The following is a 15,547-nucleotide window of genomic DNA, read 5'->3' on the forward strand; positions in this document are numbered from 1 at the left end:
TCCTCCAGTTTGTTTTTTATAACAGTATACTGGAGGAAGGAGTGATTGGATAGATACCTTGTTATTGGGCAGTTACGGTTTATTTAAATTAATAACGCTCTATGAAAATAAATTTGGAATAAAAAAATGCAAGATCAATAGTGACCTCACATCATATTCTGCGGTTCATTGTCAATAATCAGCCGCAAATCTTGATTTTCTCTCTCCTGTGTCCAATCCAAAATCTGGTTCAAGACTTCTTCCAAACGGTCTTCATGCCGGTATTTCAAGATAATCTGGTAGTGGTAGAGATTATGGGTTCTGGCAATAGGCTTGGGCGTTGGTCCCAAGATTTGAATTGCATCCTTTAAGTGTTGACGGAGAAAGGCTACAGTTTCATAGGCTTTTTTCACGACAAATTCTTCTGACTTGTGTGAAAAGGTTAAGCCAACCGTAAAATAGTAAGGTGGATAGCCAAGATTTTTCCGAATGCCCATCTCATAACGATAGAAACCTTCATAATCCTGCTCCTTGGCAAAAGCAATGGCATAATGATTGGGGTTGTAGGTCTGAATCAGGACCTCCCCTTCCTTATCAGCTCGACCGGCCCTACCAGCTACCTGAGTTAACAACTGGAAGGTCCGCTCGGAAGACCGAAAATCAGGCAAATTGAGGGCCGTGTCAGCATTGAGCACCCCGACCAGCGTCACATTTGGAAAATCCAAGCCTTTGGCAATCATCTGGGTTCCCAGAAGAATATCCGCTTTGCCTCGACCAAACCGTTCGAGCAAGTCCTCATGAGCACCTTTTTTCTTGGTAGTATCCACATCCATACGCAAAATTCTAGCTTCTGGCAAGATCTCCTGCAATTCATCGTAGGCCTTTTGCGTACCCGTCCCATAATAACGAATGGAACGACTTTGGCAGTTTGGACAGGTCTGAGGAATCCCCTTTTGAAAACCGCAGTAGTGGCAATTCATCGTCTTTGTATCCATGTGGAGCGTTAGGGAAATATCACAGTTGGGACACTGGTCAACACTCCCACAATCACGACACATGACAAAAGAAGAATAACCCCGCCGATTCAACATAAGAACGACCTGTTCCTTACGAGCTAGCTTTTCTTTAATCTTATCAATCAAAACAGGGGTAAAGGTACTGGACTCCTGCTGACCAATGTAATCTCGAAAATCCACAACTTCCACTTCTGGAATACGAGCCAAGGGATTGGCCCTCTGATTAAGAGTCAGTCTCCCATAGACTCCTCGACTAGCCCGAGCCCGTGTTTCAAGACTCGGCGTAGCAGACCCCAAGACCAGAGTCGCTCGATTATAGTCTGCCCGCAACTTTGCCACATCGCGCGCATGGTAGCGTGGATTGCTGTCCTGCTTGTAGGTCGCCTCATGCTCCTCATCAATGATGATAACGCCCAAGTTTGTCAATGGTGCAAAAATAGCCGAACGTGCCCCAACAACCACTTGGGCATTCCCCGTCTCAATCTTTCTCCACTCGTCATACTTCTCACCATCAGACAAGCCCGAGTGCAAAATAGCAACCTGCTGACCAAAACGAGAGATAAAACGATTAGTCATCTGAGGGGTCAAGGATATTTCAGGCACCAGCATAATGGCCGTTTTCCCCATTTTTAAAACCCTATCAATGACCTGGAGATAAACCTCCGTCTTCCCAGAACCTGTCACTCCTTGCAGTAGAAATGTCTGGCTTTCCTGACCAATAGAGGCCACAATCTCACGAACCGCGATCGACTGCTCTGGATTCAAATCCAAGGCCTGCGTTTTTTCCACCTTATCAAAAACTCCCTGAGTCCGCGACACTTCCTCTTCCCAGACTTCTATATAGCCTTTTTCTTGGAAATAGCGGAGCGTATCAGCTGGATAGTCCGATTTTAGGTTTGAAAGGAGCTCGTCTTCAGAATGTTCCAGAAGAAATTCCCTTAACTGCTGCCGTTTTTTTGCTCGATTGCTAATGTCTGCTTTTCGTAATTTCTCCAGACAAACTCGGTACCATTTTTCTGTCTTAATCTGTTTCTTATCCTTGGCCACATAGTCTACCAAGATTTTTCCTGACTGGGCTAGACGCATGATTTTTCCTTGCTCTGTCACGTCCAAGTCAGAAAAACGAATCTGCTCCTTATTACCAAACAGACTAAGCTGCTCTGCCATTTCCAAACCAGGCCCTGGACGGAGCAATTTGTCATAGGTCGAATTGAGCATGCTAGGCAACATAGATTTTAAGAGGGTAATTTTATAGGAGAAGACCGACTTCCTCATCTGGTCTGCCAACCAAAATTGCTCTTGATTGAGAACAGGACTGTAGTCCAAAACCTCAGCAAGCTCTTTCAAGTCTTGTAAGTTATTTTCATCTTCTTCATCAATCAACTCAACTACAATCCCTTGAATCAGCCGATTTCCCTTACCAAAGGGTACATGGACACGCACGCCAACCTTGAGCCCCTCTTCCAACTCAGCTGGAACTCGATAGGAATAAGCTTGATCTGTCTGCATCAAAGGGACGTCTACAATAACCTGTGCTAACATACCATCTCCATTTATTTTACCTTCTAATACCACGACTGATGCGAACAAGGTTCACTTTATGTATAAACTCCAACTATTAATTGGAACAAATATTAAAAGATAAACTAAATGACCTACCTCCTTTCTATCAAAATATCTATCAATCTGAAAGTGAAAAGAAACCCGGATGGTAGTGCCAACCGAGTTTTATATTTAAATTTTTTCGCCGACTTCTTTTTCTTTAGCAATCTGAGCTTTGATTTTACGTTCTTCTTCCTCAGCTAAACGCTTTGCTTCCTCAGCTCGGCGACGAACAGCTTCTCTTTTTGCTTTTGGGTCTGGGTGAATGACCACATTTCCAGATTCAATCTCCTCCAAAGCACGAAGGGTAGATTTAACTGAAGTAAATTCCTGGGTTGGTTTCGCTCCCGCTTCCAATTCACGGGCACGTTTAGCCATAAGAATAACCAAAGAATACTTAGATGGTACCCTGTCTAACAAGGTATCAATAGACGGTTTTAACATCATAATGCGTTTCTCTCCTCTTTCTATTATCGTTCTGCTAATTGCTCGCGAATCATTTCATCATAGCGACCAATTACTCGATCTATACGAAAATGTTCTGCTTCAATAATCCGTTTGACACGTGCAGCCGCCAATGGTACTTCGTCATTGACAACTGCATAATCATACTCGCGCATCAAGGCGATTTCTTCTTTTGCACGTTCAATTCGTTGGCGGATTACCTCTTCACTATCCGTTCCACGACCAATCAAGCGATCTTGTAATTCCTCTAAATCAGGTGGCGTCAAAAAGATAAAAACTCCATCTGGAACCTTCTTCTTCACTTGAAGAGCACCTTGAACTTCAATTTCTAAAAAGACATCTATTCCCTTATCGAGAGTTTCATTGACGTATGTTAAAGGTGTACCATAATAATTACCGACATATTCAGCGTATTCCAACATTTGACCTTGGCGAATCAATTCTTCAAATTCTTCTCGGCTACGGAAGAAATAATCAACGCCATCCACCTCTCCTGGTCGTTGAGGACGTGTCGTCATGGAAACAGAATATTCAAACTTATTATCGGAGCTTTCAAAAATTTCCTTTCGAACAGTCCCTTTTCCAACACCCGATGGTCCAGAAAAGACAATGAGTAACCCTCGCTCTTGCATGATATCTCCTTTTAAATCTTTCATTCTAGTGTAACAAAATTTGGTCTGAATTTCAACTGCTTTTAAATGTAGTTCATACATTTTCCTTTTTCATCTCTAAAGACATTTTAGAACTAGAAAAGAGCCTATTTGATTCACCTTCAACTACCAGATTTTCTCTAACATTTGATGGTATCTCATTCAGACTCTTTCATATTCATTTTCAGACTTTATTTTGCAATATCTGTTGCTCGCGTTTCACGAATGACTGTTATCTTTATATTTCCTGGATAATCCAAATTGTTTTCAATTTTCTCACGGATATCGTGTGCCAATATGGTGATCTTATCATCACTAACCTTATTTGGATGCACAATAATACGAATCTCACGACCAGCTTGGATGGCATAAGATTGTTTGATCCCATCAAAACTATTAGCAATTTCTTCCAAATCGTGAAGTCGTTTAATGTAAGCCTCCATTGATTCGCGACGTGAACCCGGACGGGCTGCGCTCAAAGCGTCAGCCGCAGCGACAATAACTGCAATCGTACTTGTCGCTTCAACATCACCGTGATGACTTGCAATTGCGTTAACAACAACGGGATGTTCCTTGTATTTTTTAGCTAACTCTGTTCCGATTTCGACATGACTACCATCAACTTCTCGATCAATCGCTTTTCCTATGTCATGTAAGAATCCAGCCCGGCGAGCCAAATTCACATTTTCACCTAATTCAGCTGCAAGCACGCCTGCCAATTTTGCAACTTCGATTGAATGTCGAAGAACATTTTGACCGTAAGACGTACGGAAATGAAGTCGACCCATGATTTTTATCAAATCTGGATGCAGATTTGGAACACCTACTTCATAAGCAGCCGCTTCCCCGTATTCACGGATGCGATTGTCCATTTCAATACGGTGTTTTTCTACTAATTCTTCAATGCGAGCCGGATGAATACGACCATCTTGCAGCAATGTCTCCATTGTCATTCGAGCGATTTCCCGACGTATTGGATCAAATCCTGAAAGAACAACCACTTCTGGAGTATCGTCGATAATCACATCAATCCCTGTTAGACTTTCAAATGTACGAATATTTCGACCTTCTCGACCAATGATACGTCCTTTCATTGCATCATCTGGCAAATGGACAGAGGTTATCGTTTGTTCAGCAACATATTCACCAGAAATACGCTGCATAGCTTGAGCTAATAGGTCTTTCGCCATCTTATCAGATCGCTCTTTTACTTCACGCTCTGCTTCCTTAATACGCGTAGCGATTTCATGAGATAACTTATCACGCGTATCTGCTAAGATAATCTCCTTCGCCTCATCTTGACTTAAGGCCGCTACCCTTTCTAACTCTAGTGCTTTTTGCTCCTCTAACTTTGCAACTTCTTGCTCACGCTCATCTATGTGCTTAGATCTATCAGTCAGACTCTGTTCTTTTTTCTCCAAAGTCTTTTCTTTGTTGGTTAAATTGTCGTCTTTGCGATCCAAATTACTTGCTCGTTCTGTTAAGCGAGACTCAATTTGTTTTAATTCTTGACGCTCTGATTTAAATTCTTCTGCAATTTCTTCACGATACTTGCGTGCCTCTTCCTTTGCTTCCAAAAGCAACTCTTTTTTCAAAGTTTTACGATCACGTTCTGCTGTTTGTAGAATAGCTTCAGCTTGATCTTCAGCACGACCACGAACATTATTTGCTTCTTGTTCCGCGTTCAAAAGCATCAATTCTGCAGCTTCTTTTGCAGACTTCATCTTCAAAGAAATGGCAAAGTAACCAATTACTAAACCAATGACAGCAGAAACAAGAGTCACTACAACTGTAATGATTTCCATATTCTACCTCTTTCAGCCATGTTATTTTGCTTCTTTTCATCACTTGTCAAAACCATACGACTCATCGATTTCTAACAGCATCTAACATAGACTTAATATTCGATTTTTACAAAATCTGTTTCTATTTTACCATATTTGAAACGATTTCACAATTCCAAAATCATAAATATGCTATAATGAATTTATCACTTTTATGGAGGATCCTATGAAAAAAGAAGTAGTTGTTGAAAGTTTTGAATTAGACCATACGATTGTTAAAGCGCCATATATTCGCTTAATTTCCGAAGAAGTTGGACCAAAAGGAGATATCATTACCAACTTTGATATTCGTCTGATTCAACCGAACGAAAACGCAATGGATACCGCTGGTTTGCATACTATTGAACATCTCTTGGCAAAGTTGATTCGCCAACGTATTGACGGGCTCATCGACTGTTCTCCATTCGGTTGCCGAACTGGGTTCCATATGATTATGTGGGGGAAACAAGACCCGACTCAAATCGCTCAGGTCATCAAATCAAGTTTAGAGGAAATTGCTGAAGGAATTACTTGGGAAGATGTTCCAGGGACAACAATTGAGTCATGCGGAAACTACAAAGACCACAGCCTCCACTCTGCAAAAGAGTGGGCAAAATTAATTTTATCTCAAGGAATCTCTACTGATGCCTTTGAGAGAAACATCATCTAATAAAAAAGGTTTACAGCTATTCCATCGAATCTGGTTGTAAACCTTTTTGTATTATTCATTATTTTACTCAATGAAAATCAACCGATATTGTAGCCAGATTTTGAGTTTGAATTACAAATCGTGGAGACTTGCATCTTCAAATTTTTTCCTCATTTTCTAGTTTCTAGACTCGGGCTGAAGCAACTACAATTTGTTCCATTTTTTCACTCCAGTCCTTTCGTTGAGATATTTTATACAAAAACTTAGAACTAGCGCTTGACAACAGATAATATTGATTTTCGAAAGAATTAGTAATCTAAAGCATCAGAATTGCCAGCAGCATTCCCAACAAAATAACCTGTTTTACAGTTAATTGAGAACAAGTAGGTACCGTCTGGTTTAAACATATTATAATAGCCATTACCATTGATAATATTTACTTTTTCCAAAATGTACTGATTGCCTGTGATATAGCCACGTTGTTGTGAAATGGCCACAATATTTTCTAAAGTCCCCTGAGTAAAGTTCCAAGCCTCATTATTTGCATCATCAATCATCGCTTGATTATACGGAACTCGACTACGATCGCGTTGCAAGGTAACTCCAGCTGGAATCGGAATCCCATATGAAGTTGAAATTGCAGTTGTTACTTCTTCTCCCGCTGTTGTTGCTGCATCTGAGGTACTTGTATCAACTGCTGTTTCTGCACCTTGATTATTTGCTACAACACTCGCTTCTGTCTCTACAGTAGATGAAGCAACTTCTTGCTGTGAACGTCCAAAATTGACAACTGAAGCTAATAATGCATCTACTGAACTAATTCCTGTTGTTGTTGCAGAAAGTGTTTCTCCTGCTTTAACAGTTGCGGTCGTATCGATTTCACCATCTACTATGACGTCTTTATCGAATTGGACATTGGTCGCTTGGATAGCTGTAATTGCCTTTTCAAGTGCATCGTACTGCACTTTTGCTTTCTTATAGCTATCAGAGCTTTTATCTAGCTTATCTAGTAACGCTTTTAGCTCAGTCAACTTACCAAATTCTGAATTCTTCAATTTTGTCAAACCACTGTCAGTAAAGAAGCTAGCATACAGTTGCTCAAAAGCAGTAACATTTGCATCTGTTGATGATGAGGTCGTGGTTTGACTAGTACTTGTGGAACTAGCATCCGTATTTGATGATGGTTGATTGGCGGAATTCATCCAAACTAAAGCACTCGCTACCACACCAACAAATAATAAACCAGCTGCTGACCAAAAATAAACTGCCTTTCTTTGTTTTTTAGCTGAAAGACCTACTTGATTTTCATCTTCTTGAGCTAGTTCAAATCCCTTGTCTTCCAAAACCCCATTTGTTTCAATGTTCGATATTGTTGACACAACTGGAATTTCATCCAATACTTCTCTCTGATACTCAGCAGTATCGTCTTCGCTAAATAATAATGGATGATTTTCCACCTCTTCTGACTTTTCAGTTAGAATTGAATTTGTTGTTTCCGTTTTATTTTCAACATCATTTTCAATCGTCTTAAGTAACGGCTCAGAATGAATTTGGGTTTCAAATTTTTGAGACTCAATTTCTTCACGGTGTTGCTTAATATAACGATCTAGCAATCCATCGTCTTCTGTTACTCCAGCCTCTATTTCTTTTTGTTTTTTGACGGCTTCTTCAATAGTTAAATCTTTTGCCACCTCGAAATCCAACACATTTTCCTCATCTAGAGGTAGGTGATGACTATTTTTTTCTACCACAATATCCTCCTAAGCCTGCACTTCTTGTGTAGAGCGTTTCAGCCGTTGTCCGAAAAATTGATACAAATCAACTTTTAAAGTACCATTATATAATTTCCGTTTCTTATCTGCTTGCCGACCATAACGAACTTCAAACTGTTCATCACTCGTTAGAATGAATATAGACCACGTTTTGAGAGGTTCAAACACTTGCCCCATCTCTTTGTACAATGTAGCAATGGCTTTATCATCTAATAATCGTTCACCATATGGTGGATTTGAAATAATAACTCCATTTAGTTTATCCGTACGTAAATCTTGGACTCGCATCTGTTTGAAAACAATGTCCTGTTCAACTCCGGCCGCAAAGGCATTCCTTTTTGCTGTCTCAACCATACGGGCATCGATATCCGAACCAGTTATATCTAACACCAAGTCTGATTTGATAGAAGCTTGCGCTTCTTTGCGTAATGCTGCAACCAGTTGAGTATCTACCCAGGGCCATTCCTCAAAGGCGAATGAACGCTTTAATCCCGGTGCTATATTTTTGGCTAACATAGCTGCCTCAATACAGAAAGTTCCCGATCCACAAGTAGGATCAATAAGCGGTTTATCTGGATACCAGTTTGATAATTGTAAAATAGCAGCCGCCATATTTTCTTTAATAGGGGCACCACCTTTTTCAACACGGTACCCGCGTTTGAATAAACTAGAACCTGTTGTATCGATCATGACTGTTGCTACATCTTTCAAAATAGATACTTCTATTTTAAACTCTGCTCCAACCTCCTGCAGAGGGACTCCTTCTGGACGGGAGAAATGTTTTTGCAATTTTTTTACTACTGCTTTCTTAGATATAGCCTGTACACTAGGTTCATTATGCAATTTAGATTTGACACACTTAGCCTTTGAAATTGGAAATTTACAGCCAAGTGGCAAATAGTTTTCCCAGTCTAGATAAAAAACTCCTTGAAACAGCTCCTCGAAAGTTTTAGCTGGAAATTGTCCAACGACTATTTTTACTCTATCTGCCGAACGTAACCAAATATTTGTCTCAATCATTGATTTTACATCACCATGGAATCGAACACGACCATTTTCCACTTGACATTCATAGCCAAGGTTACGAATTTCACGACCAACTACTGCTTCCAAACCTGCTGCTGCGGTCGCAATGAATTCAAATTGTTTTTTCATATATTTCCTCTACAATAAAAGCTAGCAAAGCTAGCTACCTATAATATGCAATTTTCTGTAAGCCATGTTTTGTTCCGGTGGCACTAGGTACTGCCACCTTCGATAATCATCTGTCTACTGTCAAAACAGTCAGGATTTCTGTTCGTTTCCATCCATCCCATGCCCCGACCAAAATTTGGGTTGCTAACTTGTGGGGTTTACCGCGTTCCATTTTTTACGTTTCCATAAAAACTTCGTCACTGTGGCACTTTCAGGCCTACTAAAGCATATCAAAGACTTAGCTCGTTTGACCGCCGTAACATACAAAGATGTCCCTAGGCTTATTTGTTCGCCTAGCACAAACACTACTGGCATCACAGCCAGTGCTAGCATGGACTTTCCTCATGATAGTATCCTACCACGCGATTATCCAAAAATTGCAATTTCCACCTTATTACTAATCTTGAACGATTTGTTTCCCAAAAACTTCTTTTTCTAATCGGTTAAGACGTCGTAAAATATCAAAATTAGTCGCTGAAGATTGACGTTCTGTTCGCAATACAGCAGTAGTTTCCTCTGCGACTGTTGTCACTGAACGAGAATTATTGGCTGCTTGAGCTTTTAATCGGGCAATCTCTCCCTTCAATTCCTTTATAATCGCTTCATACGCATCATAATCCTTCATGATATCATCAAGGAAATCATTTACTTCATCTTGATCATATCCACGAAAACCAATTTTAAAATCTTGCTCAAAAATATCTTTAGTAGTCAACTTAATGCTTGCCATCTCTCTCTCCCTTACCCTTAAACGTCACTGATTCTATTATATTAAAAAAAACATGGAAAAAGCAAGTTAAATCACTCAAAATTCGAAAAATTTTCGGCCACTTCATTTAGTTCATCGAAGGTCAGTTTTTTAACAGTATACTCTTCTTCTTTTAAAGCTTGATGAACAAAATATTTCAAATTTGTTTCATTATCGTTATCATAAAATAAATATACACCATCTGTATTTTCAATCAAAAATTGATTGTACTGACGAAATTGAACTGGAGATTGATAGTTTGGATAAATGTATTTCACAAAATCAACATTTTTAAATTTTGTTAATTTTTCCTGATTGGACTCATTCCAATGGTCTCCATGATTTTCAAATAAAAATATACAAGCTAATTTACATTCGTACCCTTCTGATTGAAGCTCTTGTAGAACTTCCAAAACCCAATATTCGAATCCTAAATTTCCTGTAAAGACAAACCATTTAACCCCTTCCTCTAAAAAATGAAGAAGATCATTTCTGATTGCAGCCTTTATAATTGGAAGACGGGGATCCTTCTGTTTAAAAATTCCTAAATCTGTGTGCTTGTAACCACTTACCAACAAGGTATTAGTATGCATTCCTTGTACTCTTTTCTTCAATTATGATATAATATGCTGATATTTATTTTATCAAGAAGGGGTTCTATGGTCAATTATCCACATAAAATCGGAAAAAAAATCACTAGAACTAGCTCTAACATATCTCAGCATATTGACTTTGCAAATCGTGGGATGTCTTTTGAATCTGCAATTAACGAAAGCAATGCATATTACCTTGCTCATGGATTAGCAGTGATTCATAAAAAACCTACTCCGGTGCAAATTGTAAAAGTCGATTATCCGAAACGAAGCCGAGCTAAAATTGTTGAAGCTTATTTCCGTCAAGCATCCACGACAGATTATTCTGGGGTTTTTAAGGGACACTATATAGATTTTGAAGCAAAAGAAACGCGCCAAAAAAAATCAATGCCCCTAAAAAACTTCCATGCTCACCAGATTGAGCACATGCGACAAGTTGTAGAGCAAGGTGGGATTTGTTTCGTCCTTCTTCACTTTTCAACATTGAAGGAAACCTACTTATTACCTGCAATTCATCTAATTCACTACTATCATTCTGATCAAGGTACAAAATCAATGCCTTTGACATATATTAGAGAATTCGGATATGTTGTCGAGATGAACTCATTTCCATCTCTTCCCTATCTTTCAGTGATTGAAAAAAAACTATTAGGTGGTAAATCATTTGAAAACAACAACCTTTAAAAAATATTTACTAGGTTTGGTAAATATCTTATTGGCTCTTGCATTAGTGGGCATAGTTGCTGCTGCAGTTTTAGTTGGATCCTATATCTTAAGTGCTCCTAAATTAACAGAAGAAGATTTAACTGCGACTGTTTCCAGTAAAATATATGATAAGGACGGCCAATTGATTGCAGATTTAGGAACTGAGAAACGGTCGAATGCAACGACTGAAGAAATTCCGACTGATCTTGCAAATGCAATCGTCGCAATTGAAGACCAACGCTTCTATAACCATAGAGGGATAGATGTTATTCGGATTGCTGGGTCCTTGCTTCATAACCTTGCAGGCGGGAATCTGCAAGGGGGGTCTACACTTGATCAACAGTTTATCAAGTTGACCTACTTCTCAACGTCTGCAGAAGACCAGAATCTCAAGCGTAAAGTACAGGAAGCTTGGTTATCGTTACAGCTTGAGCAGACGAAGACCAAGCAGGAAATTCTTACTTATTATGTAAATAAAGTCTATATGTCAAATGGGACATATGGCATGAAAACTGCATCAGAAACTTTTTATGGTAAGGAATTAAAAGAACTCAGCCTTGCCCAATTGGCATTGTTAGCGGGTATGCCACAAGCACCAAACCAGTACGATCCATATTCCCACCCTGAAGATGCAAAAAATAGACGAGATCTCGTTCTTTCAGAAATGTTGGCTGAGAAGTATATTGACAATAGTCAGTATGAACAAGCCATTCTAACGCCTGTAACAGACGGTCTCCTTCCACTTTCCAACGATGCTGCCTATCCTGCTTACATGGATAATTACCTCAAACAAGTCATTGAGGAAGTTGAAAAAAATACAGGCTATAATCTTTTAACTACAGGGATGGATATCTACACAAACGTTGATTCAGCTGCTCAACAACAGTTGTGGAACATTTATAATACGGATATGTATGTATCGTATCCAGATGAATTATTGCAAGTTGCATCAACTATTATTGACGTATCAAGTGGTAAGGTGATCGCTCAATTAGGGGCTCGAAACCAACCAAGCAATGTTTCTTTCGGAATAAACCAGGCTGTCGAAACAAACCGTGATTTCGGATCAACTATGAAACCAATAACAGATTATGCCCCGGCTTTCGAAAATGGGGTATACAGCTCAACCGCAGATATCATTGTTGATGAACCCTACAATTATCCGGGAACCTCAACACCCGTAAATAACTGGGACAAAAAATATTTCGGTAGTCTCACTGTCAAATCTGCAATAAAATATTCTCGTAACGTTACAGCCGTCAAGGCACTAGAAGCGACTGGACTAGAAAATTCACTGAAGTTCCTAAATTCAGTTGGAATTAATTACCCAGAAATTCATTACTCTAATGCGATTTCAAGTAACACTTCTGATACAAGTAGAGAATATGGGGCAAGCAGTGAGAAAATGGCTGCTGCCTATGCCGCATTCGCAAATGGAGGAACTTATTATGCACCTCAATACGTCAATAAAATCGTATTCTCAGATGGAACTGTAAAAGAATTTCCTCAAACAGGAACTCGTGTTATGTCAGAAGAGACAGCCTATTTGATGACCGATATGATGAAGTCCGTAATGGAAGTTGGATATGGACTAAATGCTTCAGTTACTGGTGTTCCGATGGCTGGGAAAACTGGTACCTCAAACTATACCGATACTGAAATGGAATCAATTATCGCTGCTATTCCAGAAGCAGCCTATAACACCATGGTGGTCCCAGACGAGAACTTTGTAGGATATTCTAGTCAGTATGCGATGGCGGTTTGGACAGGATATACAAACCGCATGACCCCAATTTTAGATAATGGCATGCGGATTGCATCAGATGTTTACCATAATATGATGACCTTTATGCACTCTGATTACACTGCAACCGATTGGGAAGTTCCAAGTGGAGTTGTTAACTTTGGTGGAAATTACTATTTAAGAGATAGCTCTTCTCTCAAAAATGCTTATATAAATCACTATAATAGTTTGTCACAATCATCATCAAGTAGTTCAACGTCAAGTAGTTCAACGTCAAGCAGTTCTTCTTCAAGTACACCAGCTTCTGGAACACATGATAATGGTACACAGACTGAAACTTCCACTTCTGATGGTACATCGACTTCAGATACTTCATCAAACCAACAGAATAATGGTAACACTGAAAATACAAACCAATAAGAGATTCCCAGATTCTTCTGGGTTTTTCTTTTCTCAAAATTGTGATAAGATAGGAATATGAAACCTGAATTATTTTATAATACCTTGGCAGACCAAGGCATTCAATTAACTGACCAACAAAAACAACAATTTCATCGCTACTTTCAACTGTTGGTGGAATGGAATGAGAAAATTAACTTGACAGCTATTGCAGAGGAAAGTGACGTCTATCTGAAACACTTCTATGATTCTATCGCACCAATCCTTCAAGGTCATATTCAAAATGAGCCAATTCAGCTCTTGGATATTGGAGCTGGAGCTGGATTCCCTAGCCTACCAATGAAAATTATCTACCCTCAAATAGAGGTTACTATCATCGATTCTCTTAATAAACGAATCAACTTTTTACAAGTTCTTTCAGAAGAACTAGGACTTGAAGGCGTTCATTTTTACCATGGTCGTGCGGAAGACTATGCACACGATAAAAATTTTCGAGCACAATTTGATTTGGTAACAGCACGCGCTGTCGCTCGTATGCAAATCTTGTCCGAGCTGACAATTCCATATCTTAAACTAAACGGAAAATTAATCGCGCTCAAAGCCTCCAGTGCGGAAGATGAGTTAGCTCAAGCCAAAAACGCTCTGAATCTTCTTTTTGCAAAAGTGATTGAAAACCATGATTACACCCTTCCGAACGGCGACCCACGAACATTGACCATTGTTGAAAAGAAAAAGGAAACTCCAAACAAGTTTCCACGCAAAGCTGGTATGCCAAATAAAAGACCCCTCTAAAAATAAGAAAAGCGGCTCTATAATTTCTGTAGTGGGTTACTCCACTGTGGAAAATATGGAGCCTTTTTGACTGTATACAAAAAGTCCCATATGACCTATAATGAAAAGCGACGAAACCATCATTAGAAAGACTCATATGGAACAATTTGATTTTATCACAAACTTACTAGGAATTAAAGACCCTAATATCACTATCTTGGATTATGTAGACGCTGAAACACATAAAGAAGTCTTCGCTAAACTGGATTATCCAGCTCCTAAATGCCACAGCTGTCATGGTCAGATGGCTAAATATGACCTCCAGAAAGAATCTAAAATCCCTTATCTAGAATGTGCTGGATATAAGACATTGATTCGGTTAAGGAAACGTCGTTTCCGCTGTCAGAATTGCAGGAAAATAGCTGTCGCAGAAACTTCCCTAGTCAAGAAGAATCATCAAATACCAGCTATTGTCAACCACAAAATTGCCCAAAAACTGTTTGAGAAGCTATCTATGACAACCATTGCGGAAAGCTTAGCAGTATCCACCTCTACGGTCATTCGTAAACTAAAAGAATTTCAGTTCAAGACAGGCCTGAACTGGCTTCCAACCAATATGAGCTGGGATGAATACAGCTTCAAGAAGGGAAAAATGAGCTTCCTCGCTCAGGATTTTGACTCCCTTACTATCTTAGCTATTCTAGATGGACGGACTCAAGCAACCATTCGTAATCACTTCCTCCGCTATTCCAGACAGGTTAGAAACCGCGTCAAAGTCATCACTATGGACGACATATTTAGCGCCTACTACGATATCGCTAAAAAGCTATTCCCGAACGCTAAATTCGTCCTCTATCGCTTTCATATCGTCCAACATCTGAGCCGGGCCATGAATCGTCTACGTGTCCAGATTATGAATCAGTTTGACAGAAAATCTCATGAATACAGGGCACTCAAACGCTACTGGAAACTCATCCAACAAGATAGTCGCAAACTCAGCGATAAACGATTTTATCGCCCGACTTTTCGTATACACTTGACCAACAAGGAGATTCTAGAAAAGCTACTTTCTTACTCGCAGGAACTTCGAGAACATTATGAACTCTATCAACTCTTACTCTTTCACTTTCAAGAGAAACAAGCCGACCATTTCTTTAATCTCATTGAGGAGACGCTTTGCAGTGTACATCCCATCTTTCAGACTGCTTTTAAGACCTTTTTGAAAGACAAAGATAAGATGATTGTCAATGGCACTTGAACTCCCTTGCTCAAACGCCAAACTAGAAGCTACCAACAACCTCATCAAAGTCCTTAAACGCAATGCCTTTGGTTTTCGCAACTTTGAAAACTTTAAAAAACTGATTTTGATTGCATTGAACAGTGAAAAGGGCTGGGGAGAGCCCTTTTCAGCTTATCTCCTAAAAACAAAAAAGAGAT

At 39.5% G+C, this 15,547-nt stretch carries 12 protein-coding genes, 1 other RNA gene and 1 pseudogene; 5 read left to right on the top strand and 9 right to left on the bottom strand.

Annotated elements, in window-relative coordinates:
• Positions 1-146: 146 nt before the first annotated feature.
• The 4 genes from ACPC58_RS10395 to ACPC58_RS10410 form a co-directional block, all read right to left on the bottom strand.
• Positions 147-2,537, bottom strand: coding sequence for a primosomal protein N' (locus ACPC58_RS10395; RefSeq protein ID WP_434065952.1), 2,391 nt, complete (start codon positions 2,535-2,537; stop codon positions 147-149).
• A gap of 192 nt (positions 2,538-2,729) precedes the next feature.
• Positions 2,730-3,044 carry a DNA-directed RNA polymerase subunit omega gene (gene rpoZ, locus ACPC58_RS10400; RefSeq protein ID WP_217374627.1) on the bottom strand — a complete coding sequence of 105 codons (315 nt, stop codon included), beginning with the start codon at positions 3,042-3,044 and terminating at the stop codon, positions 2,730-2,732.
• Between the two features lie 23 nt (positions 3,045-3,067).
• Positions 3,068-3,694, bottom strand: a complete 627-nt coding sequence (gmk, locus tag ACPC58_RS10405; protein ID WP_274504906.1) for a guanylate kinase — start codon at positions 3,692-3,694, stop codon at positions 3,068-3,070.
• Between the two features lie 209 nt (positions 3,695-3,903).
• Entirely contained in the window at positions 3,904-5,517 is a 1,614-nt protein-coding gene (locus ACPC58_RS10410) for a ribonuclease Y (RefSeq protein ID WP_217374626.1), read from the bottom strand.
• 205 nt (positions 5,518-5,722) lie between these two features.
• On the opposite strand from ACPC58_RS10410, the gene ACPC58_RS10415 reads away from it, so the two are divergent.
• Positions 5,723-6,205 (top strand): S-ribosylhomocysteine lyase, encoded by a 483-nt coding sequence (locus tag ACPC58_RS10415; RefSeq protein WP_172037013.1) that lies wholly within the window; start codon positions 5,723-5,725, stop codon positions 6,203-6,205.
• 287 nt (positions 6,206-6,492) lie between these two features.
• Here the strand turns inward: ACPC58_RS10415 and ACPC58_RS10420 are convergent, their stop codons facing one another.
• The 5 genes from ACPC58_RS10420 to ACPC58_RS10440 form a co-directional block, all read right to left on the bottom strand.
• Entirely contained in the window at positions 6,493-7,935 is a 1,443-nt protein-coding gene (locus ACPC58_RS10420; RefSeq protein WP_434065953.1) for a cell division site-positioning protein MapZ family protein, read from the bottom strand.
• Positions 7,936-7,944: 9 nt separating this feature from the next.
• The gene (locus ACPC58_RS10425; protein ID WP_434065954.1) at positions 7,945-9,111 is read right to left on the bottom strand and encodes a THUMP domain-containing class I SAM-dependent RNA methyltransferase; all 1,167 of its coding nucleotides are present in this window, start codon (positions 9,109-9,111) and stop codon (positions 7,945-7,947) included.
• Positions 9,112-9,164: 53 nt separating this feature from the next.
• Positions 9,165-9,528: RNase P RNA component class B (gene rnpB / locus ACPC58_RS10430), an RNA gene on the bottom strand.
• A 19-nt stretch (positions 9,529-9,547) separates the two neighbouring features.
• Positions 9,548-9,880 carry a cell division regulator GpsB gene (gpsB, locus tag ACPC58_RS10435; protein ID WP_024397592.1) on the bottom strand — a complete coding sequence of 111 codons (333 nt, stop codon included), beginning with the start codon at positions 9,878-9,880 and terminating at the stop codon, positions 9,548-9,550.
• A 71-nt stretch (positions 9,881-9,951) separates the two neighbouring features.
• Positions 9,952-10,491, bottom strand: coding sequence for a DUF1273 domain-containing protein (locus tag ACPC58_RS10440; RefSeq protein WP_217375135.1), 540 nt, complete (start codon positions 10,489-10,491; stop codon positions 9,952-9,954).
• A gap of 66 nt (positions 10,492-10,557) precedes the next feature.
• Between ACPC58_RS10440 and recU the strand changes: the two genes are divergently transcribed.
• From recU to ACPC58_RS10460, 4 genes and pseudogenes are all read left to right on the top strand, one after another.
• Complete coding sequence (gene recU / locus ACPC58_RS10445; protein ID WP_217374622.1) at positions 10,558-11,175, top strand: Holliday junction resolvase RecU; 618 nt, start codon at positions 10,558-10,560, stop codon at positions 11,173-11,175.
• Entirely contained in the window at positions 11,156-13,360 is a 2,205-nt protein-coding gene (gene pbp1a / locus ACPC58_RS10450) for a penicillin-binding protein PBP1A (protein ID WP_434065955.1), read from the top strand. The genes recU and pbp1a overlap by 20 nt, the downstream gene beginning before the upstream one ends.
• 57 nt (positions 13,361-13,417) lie before the next feature.
• Positions 13,418-14,131, top strand: a complete 714-nt coding sequence (rsmG, locus tag ACPC58_RS10455) for a 16S rRNA (guanine(527)-N(7))-methyltransferase RsmG (RefSeq protein WP_434065956.1) — start codon at positions 13,418-13,420, stop codon at positions 14,129-14,131.
• Between the two features lie 136 nt (positions 14,132-14,267).
• A pseudogene (locus tag ACPC58_RS10460) lies at positions 14,268-15,547 on the top strand (ISL3 family transposase); the annotation flags it as partial.

Origin of the sequence: Streptococcus sp. VTCC 12905 (assembly GCF_049893385.1) — a bacterium.
In the GTDB taxonomy this organism is placed as follows: Bacteria; Bacillota; Bacilli; order Lactobacillales; family Streptococcaceae; genus Streptococcus; species Streptococcus suis_AA.

Coding starts and splice junctions, on each gene's coding strand:
- ACPC58_RS10395 (WP_434065952.1), bottom strand. CDS start 2,537: ATGTTAGCACAGGTTATTGTAGACGTCCCTTTGATGCAGACAGATCAA.
- rpoZ (WP_217374627.1), bottom strand. CDS start 3,044: ATGATGTTAAAACCGTCTATTGATACCTTGTTAGACAGGGTACCATCT.
- gmk (WP_274504906.1), bottom strand. CDS start 3,694: ATGCAAGAGCGAGGGTTACTCATTGTCTTTTCTGGACCATCGGGTGTT.
- ACPC58_RS10410 (WP_217374626.1), bottom strand. CDS start 5,517: ATGGAAATCATTACAGTTGTAGTGACTCTTGTTTCTGCTGTCATTGGT.
- ACPC58_RS10415 (WP_172037013.1), top strand. CDS start 5,723: ATGAAAAAAGAAGTAGTTGTTGAAAGTTTTGAATTAGACCATACGATT.
- ACPC58_RS10425 (WP_434065954.1), bottom strand. CDS start 9,111: ATGAAAAAACAATTTGAATTCATTGCGACCGCAGCAGCAGGTTTGGAA.
- gpsB (WP_024397592.1), bottom strand. CDS start 9,880: ATGGCAAGCATTAAGTTGACTACTAAAGATATTTTTGAGCAAGATTTT.
- ACPC58_RS10440 (WP_217375135.1), bottom strand. CDS start 10,491: ATGCATACTAATACCTTGTTGGTAAGTGGTTACAAGCACACAGATTTA.
- recU (WP_217374622.1), top strand. CDS start 10,558: ATGGTCAATTATCCACATAAAATCGGAAAAAAAATCACTAGAACTAGC.
- rsmG (WP_434065956.1), top strand. CDS start 13,418: ATGAAACCTGAATTATTTTATAATACCTTGGCAGACCAAGGCATTCAA.